14 protein-coding genes are annotated in these 17,378 nt (G+C 60.3%); 6 read left to right on the top strand and 8 right to left on the bottom strand.

From position 1 onward, the window contains the following. Positions 1-66: 66 nt before the first annotated feature. The gene (locus tag DTW90_RS04185) at positions 67-912 is read right to left on the bottom strand and encodes a MetQ/NlpA family lipoprotein (protein ID WP_149336590.1); all 846 of its coding nucleotides are present in this window, start codon (positions 910-912) and stop codon (positions 67-69) included. Positions 913-1,352: 440 nt separating this feature from the next. On the opposite strand from DTW90_RS04185, the gene DTW90_RS04180 reads away from it, so the two are divergent. From DTW90_RS04180 to DTW90_RS04170, 3 genes are all read left to right on the top strand, one after another. After that, a complete protein-coding gene (locus tag DTW90_RS04180) occupies positions 1,353-1,736 on the top strand; it encodes a hypothetical protein (RefSeq protein WP_132518437.1) in 384 nt (127 codons plus the stop codon). A 208-nt stretch (positions 1,737-1,944) separates the two neighbouring features. After that, a complete protein-coding gene (locus DTW90_RS04175; protein ID WP_149336588.1) occupies positions 1,945-3,108 on the top strand; it encodes a CaiB/BaiF CoA-transferase family protein in 1,164 nt (387 codons plus the stop codon). A 25-nt stretch (positions 3,109-3,133) separates the two neighbouring features. Next, complete coding sequence (locus tag DTW90_RS04170; protein WP_149336586.1) at positions 3,134-4,411, top strand: L-fuconate dehydratase; 1,278 nt, start codon at positions 3,134-3,136, stop codon at positions 4,409-4,411. Here the strand turns inward: DTW90_RS04170 and DTW90_RS04165 are convergent. Continuing rightward, entirely contained in the window at positions 4,408-5,415 is a 1,008-nt protein-coding gene (locus DTW90_RS04165; protein WP_149336584.1) for an AraC family transcriptional regulator, read from the bottom strand. The two genes, DTW90_RS04170 and DTW90_RS04165, sit on opposite strands and share 4 nt — an antisense overlap. Positions 5,416-5,531: 116 nt before the next feature. On the opposite strand from DTW90_RS04165, the gene DTW90_RS04160 reads away from it, so the two are divergent. Beyond that, positions 5,532-6,533, top strand: coding sequence for an oxidoreductase (locus tag DTW90_RS04160; protein ID WP_149336582.1), 1,002 nt, complete (start codon positions 5,532-5,534; stop codon positions 6,531-6,533). Here the strand turns inward: DTW90_RS04160 and DTW90_RS04155 are convergent. From DTW90_RS04155 to DTW90_RS04130, 6 genes are all read right to left on the bottom strand, one after another. Then, positions 6,499-8,055 (bottom strand): VOC family protein, encoded by a 1,557-nt coding sequence (locus DTW90_RS04155; RefSeq protein WP_149336581.1) that lies wholly within the window; start codon positions 8,053-8,055, stop codon positions 6,499-6,501. The genes DTW90_RS04160 and DTW90_RS04155 overlap by 35 nt on opposite strands. Before the next feature lie 136 nt (positions 8,056-8,191). After that, positions 8,192-9,640, bottom strand: a complete 1,449-nt coding sequence (locus tag DTW90_RS04150) for an MFS transporter (RefSeq protein ID WP_132518449.1) — start codon at positions 9,638-9,640, stop codon at positions 8,192-8,194. A 297-nt stretch (positions 9,641-9,937) separates the two neighbouring features. Then, positions 9,938-10,651, bottom strand: coding sequence for a hypothetical protein (locus DTW90_RS04145; protein ID WP_245512592.1), 714 nt, complete (start codon positions 10,649-10,651; stop codon positions 9,938-9,940). A gap of 120 nt (positions 10,652-10,771) precedes the next feature. Further along, complete coding sequence (locus DTW90_RS04140) at positions 10,772-11,620, bottom strand: hypothetical protein (protein ID WP_132518451.1); 849 nt, start codon at positions 11,618-11,620, stop codon at positions 10,772-10,774. Positions 11,621-11,750: 130 nt separating this feature from the next. Then, a complete protein-coding gene (locus tag DTW90_RS04135) occupies positions 11,751-12,764 on the bottom strand; it encodes an HAD family hydrolase (protein WP_132518453.1) in 1,014 nt (337 codons plus the stop codon). 93 nt (positions 12,765-12,857) lie between these two features. Beyond that, positions 12,858-14,492, bottom strand: a complete 1,635-nt coding sequence (locus DTW90_RS04130; RefSeq protein WP_245512622.1) for an arylsulfatase — start codon at positions 14,490-14,492, stop codon at positions 12,858-12,860. Between the two features lie 811 nt (positions 14,493-15,303). Between DTW90_RS04130 and DTW90_RS04120 the strand changes: the two genes are divergently transcribed. Both DTW90_RS04120 and DTW90_RS04115 read left to right on the top strand, forming a co-directional pair. Further along, positions 15,304-16,371, top strand: coding sequence for a hypothetical protein (locus tag DTW90_RS04120; RefSeq protein WP_149336578.1), 1,068 nt, complete (start codon positions 15,304-15,306; stop codon positions 16,369-16,371). A 173-nt stretch (positions 16,372-16,544) separates the two neighbouring features. Then, the gene (locus tag DTW90_RS04115; RefSeq protein ID WP_149336576.1) at positions 16,545-17,339 is read left to right on the top strand and encodes a hypothetical protein; all 795 of its coding nucleotides are present in this window, start codon (positions 16,545-16,547) and stop codon (positions 17,337-17,339) included. Positions 17,340-17,378: the final 39 nt, after the last annotated feature.

Here is a 17,378-nt window from a genome sequence, read left to right as displayed (position 1 = left end):
GCCCAGGCATCCGATGCCCAGGCCGCCCCGATGCCCTGCGCTGCCCCCCAGCGCGCGAACCGATGCTTAGTAGGCGCTGATGCCCGTGCCCTTGTAGACCTTGTCGAACACCGCCTTGACCGCGTCGTTCTGGTAGGAGGCGACCAGCGTCTTCACCCAATCCTGGTTTTCGTTGCCCTGCTTGACGGCGATGAAATTGCGGTAGGGATTATCGGCGACCGGTTCCTGCGCGATACGGTCCTTGTCCGAAAGGCCGCTCTTCAGCGCCCAGTCCGTGTTGACGACCGCAGCGTCGAGATCATCGACCGAACGGCCGACGATGCCGGCATCGAGTTCCTTGATCTCGACATTCTTCGGGTTTTCGACGATGTCGGCGGTCGTGGCCAGAATGCCGGTGCCAGCCTTGAGCTTGATGACGCCTTCGTTCTGAAGCACGCGAAGCGCACGGCCTTCGTTGGACGGATCGTTGGGCAGGCCGATCACAGCACCTTTCGGCAGTTCGGCGACGGACTTGTACTTCTTGGTGTAGAGGCCGATCGGCCAGACGCCGGTGTAGCCGACGCGAACGATATGGTAGCCGTGCGTCTTGATCTGGTTGTCGAGATAGGGCTGATGCTGAAAGGCGTTGGCATCGACTTCGCCGCGCTCCAGGGCTTCGTTCGGCTGGGTATAGTCGTTGAAAACGACGGTCTCGATCTTGAGGCCTTTCTTGGCGGCCTCTGTGGTCACCGCGCGCCAGACATCCTCGTCCTCGCCACTCATGATTCCAACCTTGATTGTCTTGTCGGCGGCGAGTGCCGGGGCTGAGGCGCCGACGCCGAAAAGGACGAGAGCGGAGGCGGCGAAGGCGGCAAGGCCGGCGCGGCGCGTGAGGTTGAGCGTGGCAAGGCGCGGGTTGGACGTTTTCGTCATGGATGTTTCCTGTTTCGCACGGATAGGTTTGGTGTTTGTCTGACGCTTTGATCATTTCAGACGGTTGTGGCTGGCGCGACGCAGGATCATCCGTTGTATTCGAAGGACAGGAAAAACTCTTTTTGAAACTGCTGAAATTCAGAACTAATATTCTATAGATATTGTGGATAATTGAGTCGTCGGCGATTGTCGAAATTGCCTCGCTGGTCCGGAAATTTCATTCAATCGCTATGCGTAACAGGGCGAAATGGTCTGTGATTGAAACTTTAAATATTTGAAAATAATACACTATTCAGGAAAATTCAGAAAAGGACTTCCCAAAAAATCATAAGCCTATAGACTCTCTAGTGTTAAAAGCCGGTGAGACGGTGGTTGTTTGTCTCGTGTTGCACCCGGCGCCATAGGAGGACTAAAGGCTTCTAATCTGAGAGGAGACAGCCATGACGAATGTACTGCCACCCCTTCACCAGGGCCATGCCCCAATTACCCTTCAAGAGCTGTTTCGCGAGGCGCTCTATGCGTTCGAGGAATGGGATACAGAACTGACAGAGCCGATCGTGACGTTTGAGGGCAAGATCCTCCCGATCAGTGCCGTCTTTGAATCCATGCGCGATTGCACCGATATCGTGCCCAATGTCATCGTCGGCGCCGTGACCGAACGATTGACCAAACCCTGGGAAGGCGAAGGTCCGCTCGACCAGATGACTTTCTCCACTGCGGCCCGAGTGATGGGCGTTCTCGTCCGTAAACGTCTCTTTGCCAATGGCGGCGCTATTGCCGCAAGCGCCTCGAATTCCGAGCCGGCAGAGCTTTCGGGCAAGTAAGAAATAGCAGGATTTTTTGATCAAGCCGTCGGCAATTTGCCGGCGGCTTTTTCGCGTCCGGCTGTTTCAACAGGCTTGTCAAAATAACTCATATGTGAAAATAATCTTCACATAAGAAAATTAGGGGCAGAGAGTCCCGGCTTGGTTACAGGGCGGAACTGCCTTCCGAATGCCGATGTCTCTGCTTTTTTGAGGGAGGCTAGTCGCCATGACGCAGGAAAATGAATTGCCGCTGAGCGGTCTCGTCGTCATCGACATGAGCCAGTTTCTGTCAGGGCCTTACTGCTCGCTGCGGCTGATGGATCTCGGCGCTCGCGTCATCAAGGTGGAGCGCCCCGACGGCGGCGATCTGTCCCGGCGGCTCTACCTCAACGATTCCGAGATCGGCAATGATTCGACGATCTTCCACGCGATCAATCGCTCCAAGGAAAGCTTCGCGGTCGACCTCAAGAACGAGGACGACATGCGGGCGCTGCGGCAACTCATCTCGAAGGCGGATGTGCTGATCCAGAATTTCCGACCGGGCGTGATCGAGCGGCTCGGTCTTCACTACGAGGCCGTCAAGGAGATCAATCCGCGGCTGGTCTATGCCTCGATCAGCGGATATGGCGACGAAGGACCCTGGGTCAAACGGCCGGGACAGGACCTTTTGGCGCAATCGCGCTCGGGCGTCATGTGGCTGAACGGTGACGAAGAGCAGGGGCCGGTGCCTTTCGGCCTGGCGGTCGCCGATATGCTGGCGGGTGCGGCGACGGCGCAGGGCATTCTCGCGGCGCTTGTTCGGCGTGGGGTGACGGGCAAGGGCGGTCTGGTCGAGACGAGCCTGTTGGAAGCGCTGGTGGATTTCCAGGTCGAGGTGCTGACGACGCATCTGAACAGCGGCCGCAAGCTGCCGGTCCGCTCCTCCTTCCGCAGCGCCCATGCCTATCTTTCTGCGCCCTATGGCGTCTATCCGGCCAAGGACGGATATCTTGCGATCGCGATGACGCCGATCGCCAAGCTTGCCGATCTGCTTTCGATGCCGGAACTTGCGCCCTATCGCGACGATCCTTCCAAGGCGTTCACCGCCCGCGACGAGATCAAGCGGCTGATCGCGGTCAAGCTTGCGACCGGGACAATCGACGATTGGCTGGCGATCCTCGAACCGGCTGATATCTGGTGCGCCAAGGTGCTAAACTGGCAGGAGATGCTTGAGAGCGACGGTTTCAATGCGCTCGACATGCTGCAGACTGTCACGCGCGACGATGGCGTTTCCATCCTCACCACCCGCTCTCCGGTTCGCGTCGATGGCGTAAGACCAAAGGTGGAGCGGGCGGCGCCTGTCGTCGGCGAGCACAATGATAAGATCCGCCGTGAGTTTGGATTGGAATAATTTGGACCGGAATAGGGAGACCCTCATGACACGCATCACCAACCTTCGCGTTTTCGATCTGCGTTTCCCGACGTCGCAGAGCCTCGACGGATCGGACGCGATGAACCCCGATCCGGATTATTCGGCCGCCTACGTCATTCTCGATACCGACAAGCCTGGGCTCTCGGGCCATGGCCTGACGTTTACGATCGGCCGCGGCAACGACATCTGCTGCATGGCGATCAAGGCGATGTCGCATCTCGTCATCGGCACCGAGCTTTCGACCGTTCTCGAAAATCCGGGCAAATACTGGCGCCACCTGACGAGCGACAGCCAGCTGCGCTGGATCGGCCCGGAAAAGGGCGCGATGCACCTGGCGACCGGCGCCGTCGTCAACGCCGTCTGGGATCTGCTCGCCAAGGAAGCAGGCAAGCCGGTCTGGCGCCTTGTCGCCGAAATGGATGCCGAGCATATCGCCGACATCGTCGACTATCGCTATCTGACTGACGTGCTGACGCGGGACGAAGCCGTGGCGATCCTCAAGAAGGCTGAGACCGGCAAGGCCGAGCGCATCGCGACGCTCGAAGCCGAAGGCTATGCCTGCTACACGACCTCGGCCGGCTGGCTCGGCTATGACGACGCCAAGCTGCGCCGTCTCTGCCAGGAAGCGATCGATGCCGGCTTCAACCATGTGAAGATGAAGGTTGGCCGCGATCTGGAAGACGATATCCGCCGCCTGACCATCGCTCGCGAGGTGATCGGCCCTGATCGCTACCTGATGATCGACGCCAACCAGGTCTGGGAAGTCGGCCAGGCGATCGAATGGGTGAACAAGCTCGCCTTCGCCAAACCCTTCTTCATCGAGGAGCCGACGAGCCCCGACGATGTCGCCGGCCATCGAAAGATCCGCCAGGCGATCGGCCAGGTGAAGGTTGCGACCGGCGAGATGTGCCAGAACCGTATCATGTTCAAGCAGTTCATCGCCGAGGGCGCGATCGATATCGTCCAGATCGATTCATGCCGCATGGGCGGATTGAACGAGGTGCTGGCCGTACTGCTGGTGGCTGCGAAATACGGCCTGCCGGTCTGGCCGCATGCCGGCGGCGTTGGGCTCTGTGAATATGTGCAGCATCTGTCGATGATTGACTATGTCGCTGTATCGGGCACCAAGGACGGGCGCGTGATCGAATATGTCGATCACCTGCACGAGCATTTCATTGACCCCTGCATCATCAAGGACGCGGCCTATATGCCGCCAACCCTTCCCGGCTTCTCGATCGAAATGAAGCCTGAATCGATCGAAGCCTATACGTTCCGGGGCTAGAATCCGCTCTGGTTTCCGGAGGAGGGATGTCCCGCCGGCTCCGGGCCGTTGCGGGGCATGTCTCGTTTATCGGCGGGCTGGAAACTTTCATTGCGCATCCGGCGATAATGCTGCGGCGAGATGCCTGTCACCCGCTTGAAGGCATTGCTGAAGGCGCTTTCGGATTGGTAGCCGAGCGTATAGGCGATGGCAGAGACCGGCTCCGGACTTGTGAGCAGGGCCTTGGCTCCGAGACGCATGCGCCATTTCACGAGATAGTCGAGGGGTGACAGGCCGGCCAGCTCGCGAAAGCGCAGGGCGAAATTCGAGCGCGACATGCCGATCGAGGCCGCCAGTTCCTCCAGCCGCCATTGCCGCGCCGGATCGGCATGCATCAACCGAATTGCCCCGCCGATGCGGCGGTCGCCGATGGCGCGGAGCCAGCTTGCAGCCGGTGCCTCGGCAGAGCGCTGCCAGGCGCGGAGAATCTCGACCATCAGGAGCTGCGCCAGATGGTCGGCCGCGACGGAGCCGCCCGCTCGGCTGTCATGCCACTCGTCGCGCAGGCGCGACAGCATCCAGCGGATGCCCGAGGCCTCCTGCGTCTTGCCGCTGATGAGCAGGATCGGCGGAAGCTCGTCAAGAAGCAGGCTTGCATCCGTCTCGTCGAAGACGATGCGGCCGCCGACGATGAAGGTCGTCTCGCCCGGCGCATCGGGATTGAGCGAGGCCGTGTAGTCCTCACGAAAGACTGAACTCGCCTTGACCGGCGTGAGGTCCGGATCGCTGCAGAGGATATAGGCTCCGCAATTGACGAGGAGATAGCAATCTCCAGCTTCAAGATGGACAGGCTCCGGCAGGCTTTCGGAGATCAGGCAGCAGGAACCGTTCAATACCGCATTGAACTTCACGCCTTCCGAAATGAAGCGCACCGACCAGTCTGCCTTGGTGTGAATGGCTGCCGAAAGCAGGGTCCGGGCAGAAAGTACCGACAGAAGATCGGAGAGAGGATCCGGGAGTAGCATTTAGGACGATCGCGCATCTGGATTGGACTTTGCAGCATGGATCATCCCATGGCTGACGCGATAGGTCTAGGCATGGCGAGACGAAATCCGTTTCGCATCATTCGCAAGAGGCTATCATGCAAATGCTTCAACACCCCATTCCATCGGGCTTCGGCCCCAAGACAACCGCCGAGGAAGCGCTCGGCGCGACCGATCTTTCCGGCAAGCTCGCCATTGTCACCGGTGGTTATGCAGGGCTCGGGCTCGAGACTGTTCGCGTGCTCGTCAAGGCAGGCGCGACGGTCGTCATACCCGCGCGCGACGTCGAAAAGGCCCGCGCCGCGCTCGATGGCATGCCGCGCATCGAGATCGGCTCGCTCGATCTGGCCGATCCGGCCTCGATCGACGCTTTTGCTCGCGACTTCGTCGCGTCGGGTCGTGCGGTCGATCTGCTGATCAACAACGCCGGCGTCATGGCGACGCCGCTCTCTCATGATGCCAGAGGGTACGAACGGCAGTTCGCGACCAATCATCTTGGACATTTCCAGCTGGCCGGGCGGCTCTGGCCGAGCCTGCTGAAATCGGGCAAGGCCCGCGTCATCGCGCTTTCGTCAGGCGGACACCGCTTTGCGGGCGTCGATTTCGACGATCCCAACTACCAGCGCCGCGCCTATGATGCCTGGAAGGCTTACGGGCAGGCCAAGACGGCGAATGCGCTTTTTGCCGTCGGCCTCGACAAGCGCGGGCAGGATCGCGGCGTTCGTGCGTTCTCAGTCCATCCTGGTGTCATCATGACGGAACTGACGCGGTACGTTTCGCTCGAGGACATGCAGGCCATCGGTTTCCGCGATGCCGAGGGCAATCTGACGCCGTTCCTTCTCGATCGGATGAAGACGGTGGAGCAGGGAGCGGCGACCACGATCTGGTGCGCGACCAGCCCGCAGCTTGACGGCATGGGCGGCCTCTATTGTGAGGATTGCGACGTGTCGCCGGCTCTGCCCGCAGATTCCAAGGAGCTCTATGGCGTCTCACCCTGGGCGATCGATCCCAATGATGCGGAGCGGCTCTGGGCGCTTAGCGAAGAACTGACCGGCGTGTCGGCGCCTAGGCGCCGATCCGCTCCAACCATGCCCGGATAAGCTCGATATCCTCGTCGCCGATCCCATGGTGCTGCTTGATGGTCTCCAGCTGCAGCCTGGCGCCGCCGTTGCCGAGTTGCTCGACCAGCGCCGGAGTGCGCTGGTTGAACTCGTCCTCGCTGCCGGCGATGACCAGCACCTCGGCGTCGGACATGTCTGATGCTGGCGGGTTTTCCAGTGCCGGCTGCGAACGCAAGAGGACCGCGCGGCGGATCAGGTGGGGGTGCAGGGAAAGGATGGCGTTGATGAGGTTGGCGCCGTTGGAATAGCCGATGAAAGTGAGGCGATCGCGGTCGATATCGTAGATGCGGATCGCCTCCTCGACGAAGGCCGCGAAGGCTTGCGCCTCGGCGATGACGTCGGGCTGGTCGAAGACGAAGTTGGAGAAGCGGCGGAACCAGCGTGGCAGGCCTTCCTCCGACGCCCGGCCGCGGGCGCCGAGCAGGATGGCCTGCGGATCGAGCTTGTGGGCAAAAGCCATGACCGTCGTCTCGTTGCCGCCCGAACCGTGCAGCAGGATCAGCGTGCGTCCGTTCGGTTCGTCAGGCGTGAAGAAGCGATGGACGAAATCCAGTTCGCGGTAGATCACCCGCGGCTCGCCGGGCAGCGAGAATTGCGGCAGCAGCACGGTCTGTTCGGCGCGGCTTTCCGGCGTTTCGCCCGGGACGAAAAGGTGCGTGCCGAGCGTTGCCTCATTCTCGTCGACCAGCATGCCGGGCGCGTCGGTCGCCAGCTCGAATAGGATGCGGCCGGGCTCGCGGACATAGAGAGAGCGGAAATATTTTCGGTCATGCATGCTGGTCGGCCAGGAATTGGCGCCCTGCAGATCGCGTCGAACCGACAATATCTGCTCGTCGCTTTCGGCACGGAAGGCGATGTGGTCGGCGGTGCCGGTACCTGGCGCGCTCGCCCAGAAGCCGTTCGCGTCCCTGACGTCGACGATATCGCCGGATGGCGAAGCAAGGCGGCTGATCGTCCCTGAAGTCGCCTCGTGGCGATAGCCGAAATAGCGCTCGACGAAGCCTTGGGTTTCCGCCGGCGTTTCGGTGAAGAGCGTGGCGCCGCGGATGCGGCGGATGGCATCTTCCGGCGGGATGCCGTCGCTCGCCCAGGGTGCGCTCGACTGCAGCTTGCTGGTGCCGACGAGCTTCAGGATTATGCCGTCGGGATCCTTCAGCCGCAGCACGGGCTCGCCGAATTCCTCGCTCGGTCCTTCCGGCTTCAGGCCGAAGCGTAGGGCGCGCGTGAGCCAGAAGCCGATGCTGCCGGGATCGATCGCCAACGAAACCTCGCCGATCTGGCCGATGCCTGATCGCCCGGAGGAGCCGTCTTCCCAGACGAGGAAGGTAATCAGCGAGCCGGGAGAACCGACAGCATCGCCATAGAAGAGATGGAGCTGGGCGGTATCTTCGAAGCCGCCGGTGCGCTTGACGAGTCTCAGGCCCAGGAAGCCGACGTAGAAATCGACATTTGCCTGAACCTTGCGGGTGATCAGCGTGATGTGATGGATACCTGACGTCATCGTGCTCTCCTGCGTATGCATGAAGCGCATCTAAGACAGAAACCGTTGCGAATTCAATTCGGTGAGGCGCAATCCACCCGCCGTTGCCCGATAGCCACCGCGGCGAAGGAGCGCCGCCATGTTTGCGGCGTCGGGTCTAGTGGTCGCTGGCGGCGTCGGACTTCCTGCGGTGACCGCTCATTTCAGCGCCGGCGGTGCGTGAGAAACCGACGTTCCAGATCGTGGCGGTGAGCGCGATCAGGGTCACGACGATAAAGGCGACGGAGAAATCGTTGAGATCGGCATTTTCAGCGCCGCGAATAGCCATGGAGCCGTGCAAGGCAAGCGCTGCGACACAGATGCCGAGCGAGAGCATCAACTGCTGGAAGGTCGTGTAGAAACTCGTGGCCGAGCTCATGCGGTCCCTGTCGATCTCGTCATAGGCGATCGTGTTGTAGGCCGTGAACTGGAACGACATGAAGAAGCCGCAGAGGTAGAGGATCACGAAGATCAGCGCCATCGGCCAGTCCGGGCGGAAGATCGCGCAAAGGCCGTAGCCGAGCGTACCAATCAATCCGAAGATGATCAGGCTGGTGCGGAAGCCGAGCTTGCGCAGGATATAGGACTGCACCGCCTTCATCGTCATCGAGCCGAGCGCGGTGGCGATTACCACGCGACCGGCCGACGCAGCCGAAAGACCGAAGCCCAATTGCAGCATCAGCGGAATGAGAAAGGGCTGCGCACCCTGGCTGATGCGTGTCAGGGAGCCGGCGATGACGGAGGCACGAAAGTTCGTGAACTTCATCAGCGAGAAGTCCATGATCGGGGCAGGGTGCTTGCGCGCGTGGCGCAGGTAGGCGATGCCGAAGAGCAGGCCGATCGCGATCAGGAATATCGACAGCGATCCCTGGCCCTCATGGCTCGAAAGCTCGAAACCGAAAAGCAGGGAGCCGAGCGAAAGGCCTGACAGAATGAAGCCCAGAAGGTCGAACGGGCCGTCCGCCTTGCCTTTCACGTCCTCGATGAAAATGCTGACGAGGACAAAGCCGAGAAGGCCGATCGGCAGGTTGATGTAGAAAATCCAGCGCCAGTCGAGATAGGTCACGAACATGCCACCGATCGGAGGGCCGAGGATCGGGCCGATCAGCGCGGGAACAAGAAGCCAGGACATGGCCGAAACCAGGTCCTTCCGGGCCACGCTGCGCAAGAGAACGAGGCGGCCGACAGGGATCATCATTGCTCCGCCCAGACCCTGCAGCAGCCGGGCGATAACCAGGAAGAGAAGGGTTGGCGCCTGCGCGCAGAGGATCGAGCCGAGCATGAAGACGCCAATGGCGGTCCGGAATACGGTGCTGGAACCGAAGTGATCGGCGATCTTGCCGCTGGCAGGAATGAAGATGGCAAGGCTGAGCAGATAGGAGGTGAGCGCGATGCTCATCTCGGGGGCGCCGACACCGAAATCCCGTGCCATGGTCGGCAGCGCCGTCGCCAGTACGGTGGCGTCGAGTTGTTCCATGAACATGGCGCTTGCCACGATAAGGGCTATCGTACGAAAGTTAGGTGCGGCCCGCTGTCTGGCAGCGACCGGATACATTTGATCCGACATTGTCGGGTTCGCTCTCGATGGTGCGGTGGGGTCGGTTGACAGAACCGCAAATCTGGTGACGGCGCATAGCCCGTGTGAATTGTGGTCTCTATACGCGCAGGCTGGTTAATTGACTATATACAATTGCGCAAAGCTGCCTTCACGAATCCGAAAAAGCGCCATGGGTGGGCAGGTCTGCAACAGTGTCGATTTCCGCCCTTCGTAAGACTGCCGAGGGCGGCTGCAGGCCAGCGAATAACGGCGCCTGGTTGAAAGCGCCGATTGCTGTCAGGGATTGCCGGACGAAGTGGGTGTGGCTCAGTAACAAAGCTCAAACGGCTCATCGACGCAGTTGTTGTGATAATAGTTGCTATAGTAAGGCGGAGGGACGGTACTGGATTCTGCTTCCGACGCGATGCTGGGCAAGGAACTCCGATACCATGCGCCATGATAGACGGGCGCATGCCAATAGTTTCCTTTGCCGTCGTTTCCGGCGGCGTAATCGCGGCTGTCGCCACCATAGCCGCTGTCGAAGTTGTCGATAAAGACGGCGGCCGGACCGCTTAATCCAGTAAGGCTTCCTTCAAGCACGGAAACATCGAACGTCAGCGTATTGTTATCGAGTTTGGGTGATCTCAGTGTTACGACTGCGTCAGCGACCTGCGAGCCATCTCCTCCGAGAACGGAGACCGTGGCGTTCGGCGGGTTCCTGGCGAAATTGTTCTTCCCTTCATCCCACTGCATGATGAACTGCTCGGTCGTGACGTGACCGGCTGCCCGCACCGGGCGGTCGGCAAACACGATCGAACTGGCCGATACGCCAGTCAGCGTCAGCTTGCCATTCTCCAAGGTTGCCCCTGCCGAATTGATGACCGCCAGCGACGGAACCGGCCCGGTCGGCGTCACCTGTCCGATCGTCTTCTGAAGGGGTATATGAGGTTTGACATTCGCCTCCTGGGCAGACGCCCCGATAACGGTGCAACAAAGCACGGTTACGGCAAAGGCAAGGCAGGAGAGATTTCTGGCAAGCATTGCTGATCTCCATCTTCTGGGGCGGCCAGGCCGCATTGACCTTTCTTGAACCGTAGCCGTCGAAGTCCTGGTCTCGCTGACGAGGTGGTTCGGCGGGGCGGAGCGGTATCCGAACCGTCGTCAGTAGCACCGCGGATATGGATAGTAGCCGCACCGATAGCCGTTATAGTAGTACGGCGGGTACCCGTAATAAGGACGTGAAGCGGCTGCTCCAACGGCCACTCCGGCGGCTACGCCGGCCGCAACAGGCGCGCCGGCATACCACGCACCATGATAGACGGGAGCGTGCCAGTAGTTATCGCCATGCCATGCATATGTATTTCCCGTCCGGTTGCTGTGGTACACGCCCGTGTCTCCGACGCGCGCATAATCTCCACCGGCGCGGTCGAAGTCTCCTCCACCGAAGTCGCGACCGCCGCCGCCAAAACCGCCGCCACCGCCGAAGCCGCCCCCTCCGAATCCGCCGCCGCGATCGATGAAGAGTGCCGCGGGTCCGTTTGAACCGGTAAGGCTCCCCTCCAGGACCGAAACATCGAATGTCAGGTTGCCACCTTCGAGCTTGGGCTCCTTCAGCACGACGACAGCGTCGGCGACCTTGGAGCCGTCTCCGCCCAGCACTGAGATGGTGGCGTTGGGCGGATCCTTGATGAAGTTATCCTTGTCCTTGTCCCACTGCATGATGAACTGTTCGGTCGTTACATGACCTGCGGCTCGCACCGGCCGGTCGGCGAATACGATCGAGTTCGCCGCGACACCTGTCATGGTCAGCTTGTTATTTTGCAGCGTCGCGCCCGCCGAGTTGACGACGAAGAGCGATGGGACCGGTCCCGTCGGTTTGACCTGGCCGATGTTCTTTTGAAGCGGGACATGCGGCGGCGGGGTGCCAGCATCCTGCGCGAGCGCAATGCTCGCCGGCGCGAGGAAACTTCCAGCCACCAGGGTGGCGCGTACCAGATTTCCGGTGAGCATGACTTAGCTCCTTTTTCGTACTGGGTTCAACACATGAACCACCGGCTCTAGCCCTCAAGTCGAGCGCGGCGGTGTCCTGTGATCTTCGATATGCATGCGGAACCTTCAGAGTGGTTGTTCACATCGATCGTCAGTTCGGAGGAAAGATCTGTTTCCAGTCGGCCTTCATGTCGACGACGGTCCAATTGGCTATCGGAGCCGCGTTCAGTGCCTTGTCGAGGCGGCCGAAGTCGGTATCGCGGTCGTAGGCATATTCACGGTCCGCATCGGTGTGGTGGATGAGCATGCCAAGGCGCGCAGGCGCACCTCCCATCGTCGTCCACTGCAGCATTTCGAGATCACCGTCGGAATTGCCGAAGGCTGCTATCGGCCGGTGGCCGATATACTCGTTGATCCCGACCGGCTTTCCCGCGCCGTCGTCGACGAAGTTGACTTCAGGCAGGCGGTAGAGGGTCGGCGTGTCGTCCTGCATCTTGAACTGGGTCTTGATCGACGAGCCGACCACCTGTTCCGGCGGAATGCCATAGACCTGCTCCGTCCACGGCCGCATGAACTCGACGCCGCCGCCAGAGACGATGAACGTCTTGAAGCCGTTGGCGCGCAGATATGAAAGAAGCTCGAGCATCGGCTGATAGACGAGCTTGGTGTAGGGGCGATTGAATTTCGGGTCGCGCGCTGCAGCAAGCCAGTCGGTTACGATTTTTTCGAAATTGGTGGTGGTCATTCCCGCATGCGTGGCCATGACGAGTTGAACGACACCCTTTTCGCCCAATGTGCCGAGCGTCTTCATATCGCCCTCGATCGCTGCCTTGAAGGGTTGCGTGTCCTTCCACTCCGGATGCATCGGGGCAAGTGTCTTTATGCGATCCAGGACGAACGCCAGCTGCGTATACATCGGGTGCTCGACCCACAACGTGCCGTCATTGTCGAACACGGCGATACGTTCCGGCTCGGGAACGAACTCGGGGGAGCCCTGTTTGGTCACCTTTTCGACGAAGGCGACGATGGTCGCTTTCGGCGCGGTGTCGTTCCACGACGGCAGGGGATCGCTTTGCGCCTGCGCCGAGGCAAGAAAAAGAAGAGAGGCTACGATGCCGAATGCGGCGCTGCGGACGAGCCTTAAAATCTCTGTGAATTCAGGCATCATGGTACCCTTCGCTGGCGGATGAATGCGCATTTCTGAAGCCGCTTGGAAGAAGACGGGAGGCGCGAAAACGCCGCCCGTCATGATGTTTTCTCAGTTGCCCGGCTGTTTCTTGATTGCTTCGTCGATCTGCTTTTTCACGGCATCCAGGTTGAAGGATGCCGGATCCTGCATCGGCGGATAGTCGATCGCCGTCAGCGCCAGCTTCTTGACGAAGTCCTGCACCGATACGAACCGCCAGAATTCTCGAGCGTAGAAGTCGTTCATGTAGCCGCCGCCCAGATCGTTGAGGCTCTGCTCGCCGATCGATGGCGTCCGCTCGAAGGGATCCTGCCGGATATTGACCATGGTGGGCATGTCGGTCGTCACCTTCCCGCCCGGCCAGCCTTGCGGCTGCTGGAAGAACTGGAATTTGAAGTCGTCGATGCGAACGGCACCGAGCTGCGGGCCGCCGAAGTAGAAGAATTCGTGCCGCTTCGACGGTCCATTGCCCTGCAGCAGATCGATCTGGTTGTAACCGTCGAGGTGGTTCTTGTAGGTCTCGTCTCCGAGCTTCACGCCCTTCAGAAGTTGGTCGGTGATGTCAGAGTTGCCGGCTGCCGCCAGGAGCGTCGGGAACCAGTCGAGGGCCGAGAAGATGCCGTTTTCGACCGAGCCTGCCTTTACGTGTCCCGGCCAGCGGATAATCGCCGGCGCGCGGAAGCCGCCTTCCATGACCGTGCCCTTGGTGCCTTTAAACGGCGTCATGCCACCATCCGGCCAGGTGAACACCTCTGCACCATTGTCTGTCGTGAAGACGATGATCGTATTGTTGGCGTCGCCCGAGTCCTCAACGCACCTCAGCAGGGCGCCGACGCTATCGTCGAGTTGCGCCATTCCGGCCTCTTCGAGACCGTAGTTCGTCTGGCTGTTCATCATGGCCTGATATTTCGGCGACAGGAACGTCCAGACGTGCATGCGCGTGGTGTTGTGCCAGACGAAGAAAGGCTTTCCGTTCGTCTTGGCCTTGTCCATGAAGTCGCAGGACGCTTTGACGAGCACCTCGTCGAACGTCGTCATGTCGTATTTCGCCTTCGGCGTGATGTCGTGCATGTTCGGCACGTGGCTCATGTCGGGATAGGGGGCGAGCGGTCCCTCGTCGACTATCCTCTGCTTGCCGATCCGGCCCCAGCGCGGCTGCTCGGTCGCATCGTCGGTATCGGTCGCGAAGGTGTGGATCAGATCGCGTGGGCCGACCTTGTCGCGATAGGACTGGTCGTCCGGAAACGAATACCAGTAGGGATCGGACATGGCGTCGAGGTGATAGAGGTAGCCGAAGAACTCGTCGAAGCCATGCAGCGTCGGCAGGTACTTGTTAAGGTCGCCGAGATGGTTCTTGCCGAACTGTCCCGTATCATAACCCTGGGCCTTGAGTGCCGATGCTATCGTCGCTGCCTTGTCGGGCATGCCCACATCGGCGCCGGCCTGGCCAACTGTCGTCAAGCCGGTTCGCAACGGGATCTCGCCGGTGATGAAGCTGGCGCGGCCGGCCGTGCAGCTTGCTTCGGCATAATAGTCGGTGAACATCATGCCCTGGGACGCGAGCCTGTCGAGGTTCGGCGTCTTCCCGGACATGATGCCGCGATGATAGGCACCAATGTTGAACCAGCCGACATCGTCGCCCATGATGACGAGGATGTTGGGTTTCGTTTGCTCCTGAGCCTGTGCGGGCGTATGCCCGCCGAACATCAGCGCGCTGCCGCATAGCAGCGCAGTCGTTAGCATGCCCTGTTTCATGTTCATCGAATTCTCCTCTTGGGTCCCCGTTTCAATCCGATTTGCTTCGATCCGATTTGCCTGGGCTTCTGGGCCCGCCGCACTCGTAGATGTGCAAATGCGTAAGTAATCCGGGGCGCAAAAATTGAACTGCGCCCATTGGCAGGGAGAACGTCGGCCGGGAGAGCGTTGTTCTTCGCTCCTAAACGTGGCCCATCCCGCCTCGACTATGACCCTCCCGCAGGGAGATCGAGCATGCGTTCGATCTCGGCCTCGATCTCCACCGCCAGGCTGCTGTATTCCTCCGCCTTCGGCTCGCTGCCGGCGGCTTGCCAGTGCCGCATTGCACGAAGCGCTTCCTCGTAATCCTCGGATAATGTTCGAAAATCGACGTTCCTATTAAACAGCCTGCGTATGGATAGCTCGCGGTGAGGCCAACGAGCGACGAGGAGGTCTGGTCCCGACATGACGCTTGCCCTCTGATGGCGACAAAGGTCCGCGGGCGAAGGCTGCGCATTAGAGGGAAAAGGATCAAGATACGAACAGGTTCGCACTGCGAAGGCCAATGGTACGAACATGTTCGCACCGCCCCGCAGCTAAATGGTCTGTTCACTGTCCTCGGCGTGTTGGTGTATATTAGCTAATCTTAAATTTCTATACCAGTGAACACGGAAAAGGTGCATACTCCCGCGGTGTCTCGCGCTAGGGGAAGCTGGGTCGTCGCGAACGACAGGGCAGGTGGTGAAGGGTCGGCTTGTCGCTCGGACATCCAATGGGGGGATCGATGGCATCTATCCGGAACCTATTTGGCGACGAAGAAGGGGTGATCGCTGCCGAGCCGTCACCGAGAGAGCGGCGATTGCAAATGGAGCGGATCCTGGCGAACCCGACGCTTCAAGCCAGCGCCCGCCGCCGTCTGCTGCTTCGATATGTCGTGGAAGAGACGTTGGACGGAAGGGCGGATTTCCTCAAGGGCTATCCGATAGCGCGGGCTGTGTTCGGTCGCGACGAAACCTTCGACGCCCAGTCGGACCCTGTCGTCCGTCTGGAAGCCCGTCGTCTCCGGCGCGATCTCGACTGCTATTATGCCGGGGAGGGAAGCCGTGACATGATCCGCATTTCCATTCCACGCGGCGGATATATTCCTCATTTTGAATGGATGGATGCGAGTGCAAGATCGCGCCCACTCAACCTAGCGGAACCGAACGATGTCGCCACAGGCCCCCTGGAAAAAGAAAGCCAGACAACGGTGACGCTATCAGCTCCCGTGGAAATCCGTGAAGCTGACGGCCGCAAATGGCGGCCCGGACGGGCTACCGCCATGTTTGCAGTCCTCCTTATCTGTGCCGCGGCCGCCGGTGCCTGGATTTGGAACGACATGGGCGCACGGTCCTCCAACGCTGTGGCCGGAGGACCGGCAATAATCGTTCTGCCCTTCGACGCGCTGAGCCTGAGCGACAACGACCGATTTCTGGCCACCGGGCTGACCCAGCAACTCATCAGCAACCTGATCCAGTTCGACACGATGAGACTTTATTCGCTGCCCCCGGGCTTCGTTCAGGACAGTGTGACCGATATCGGGCGTCACCTTGCTGTCGCCTATGTCGTGAGGGGCAGCCTGCGTTCGCAAGGCGACACGGTTCGGCTGAATACGCAGCTTGTGGACGCACATAGCGGCCAAGTCGTCTGGAGCGAAACCTATGATCGCCCCTTTGCGACCACAACGCTTATAGATGTGCAAAAGGAACTGGCCGATCGCGTCGCGCGCGCGCTCAGCCAATCCCTCGGCGTCATGACGGCAAACCCGGACGATCGCCCAGTTGCCAAGGCGGCAGATGGCCCCGGCTCCTAGCGCAAGCGCAACCTCGAAGCATTGCGGCAGAAAAGCCACAACCGCCACTCGTTTTCGCAACGGTGTCGTGGGCTGCTGGACAGGTAGTATTAGAGCATCCTAACATCGTGGGGTAGAGACGGCGATTCTACGGGGTGTATAGCCTTGACTCATTGGATAGAGGGGATTCAGTGATGAAACTTAAGAATGCGGCTATTGCTGCCGTTGCGGTCGGTTTGGCGCTATTGCCTTCCACCATCCTGCGGGCGGCTGATCTCACGCCGCTTGCTCCTGCGCCTGCCGCGGTTCAGGCGCCGTCGGGATGGACCTTTGAAGTCACCCCCTATTTCTGGGCCGCCGGAATATCAGGGGATGTTGGCCACGGCAGACTGCCGCCCGCTCACGTCAGCGCGGATTTTGGCGATCTTTTCGACCATCTCGACTTCGCCGCCATGATCACCGGCGAAGCCCGATACGATCGCTTCAGCGTCTTCGGCGACGTGCTTTACACGAAGTTATCGTATAGCACAGGGACGCCGAGAGGCATCATAGCCAACAGCGTCGATGTCACTGCGAAGTCCTTTGCTGGCCTGATCGGGGTGGGATATGCGCTTCTCGACGACCCGAGCGGCCATCTGGATATCGTCGGCGGTGCGCGAATCTGGTCCGTCGATACCAGCCTGTCCCTCAACGGCGGCTTTTTGGGCGGATTCGACGGCGACCTTTCAAAAATCTGGGTCGATGCGGTCGCTGGGCTCAGGGGCAATTACTTCTTCACGCCGCATATCTATGGGACCGGGTGGGGCCTGGTCGGCGGTGGCGGCGCGAAGGTTGATTGGGATGTCGGCGCCGGGCTCGGATACAAATTCAACGACACAATCTCTGCCACGGCAGGCTACCGCGCCTTGGGTGTCAATTACGACAGGGACAACTTCCTCTTCGATGTCGTCGAGCAGGGCCCCATCCTCGGCCTGACGATCCGCTTTTAGGAACAGCGCAAACGGTTGTGCGCGATCGGTCTTCACGTG

Origin of the sequence: Neorhizobium sp. P12A (genome assembly GCF_008365395.1) — a bacterium.
GTDB lineage: Bacteria > Pseudomonadota > Alphaproteobacteria > Rhizobiales > Rhizobiaceae > Rhizobium.
Note: the sequence above shows the minus strand (reverse complement) of the source record. Positions and strands in the feature narration are given on the sequence as shown.

Coding starts and splice junctions, on each gene's coding strand:
- DTW90_RS04130 (WP_245512622.1), bottom strand. CDS start 14,492: ATGTTCGGCGGGCATACGCCCGCACAGGCTCAGGAGCAAACGAAACCC.
- DTW90_RS04155 (WP_149336581.1), bottom strand. CDS start 8,055: ATGACGTCAGGTATCCATCACATCACGCTGATCACCCGCAAGGTTCAG.
- DTW90_RS04120 (WP_149336578.1), top strand. CDS start 15,304: ATGGCATCTATCCGGAACCTATTTGGCGACGAAGAAGGGGTGATCGCT.
- DTW90_RS04135 (WP_132518453.1), bottom strand. CDS start 12,764: ATGCCTGAATTCACAGAGATTTTAAGGCTCGTCCGCAGCGCCGCATTC.
- DTW90_RS04145 (WP_245512592.1), bottom strand. CDS start 10,651: ATGCTTGCCAGAAATCTCTCCTGCCTTGCCTTTGCCGTAACCGTGCTT.
- DTW90_RS04170 (WP_149336586.1), top strand. CDS start 3,134: ATGACACGCATCACCAACCTTCGCGTTTTCGATCTGCGTTTCCCGACG.
- DTW90_RS04175 (WP_149336588.1), top strand. CDS start 1,945: ATGACGCAGGAAAATGAATTGCCGCTGAGCGGTCTCGTCGTCATCGAC.
- DTW90_RS04140 (WP_132518451.1), bottom strand. CDS start 11,620: ATGCTCACCGGAAATCTGGTACGCGCCACCCTGGTGGCTGGAAGTTTC.
- DTW90_RS04150 (WP_132518449.1), bottom strand. CDS start 9,640: ATGTCGGATCAAATGTATCCGGTCGCTGCCAGACAGCGGGCCGCACCT.
- DTW90_RS04185 (WP_149336590.1), bottom strand. CDS start 912: ATGACGAAAACGTCCAACCCGCGCCTTGCCACGCTCAACCTCACGCGC.
- DTW90_RS04115 (WP_149336576.1), top strand. CDS start 16,545: ATGAAACTTAAGAATGCGGCTATTGCTGCCGTTGCGGTCGGTTTGGCG.
- DTW90_RS04160 (WP_149336582.1), top strand. CDS start 5,532: ATGCAAATGCTTCAACACCCCATTCCATCGGGCTTCGGCCCCAAGACA.
- DTW90_RS04180 (WP_132518437.1), top strand. CDS start 1,353: ATGACGAATGTACTGCCACCCCTTCACCAGGGCCATGCCCCAATTACC.
- DTW90_RS04165 (WP_149336584.1), bottom strand. CDS start 5,415: ATGCTACTCCCGGATCCTCTCTCCGATCTTCTGTCGGTACTTTCTGCC.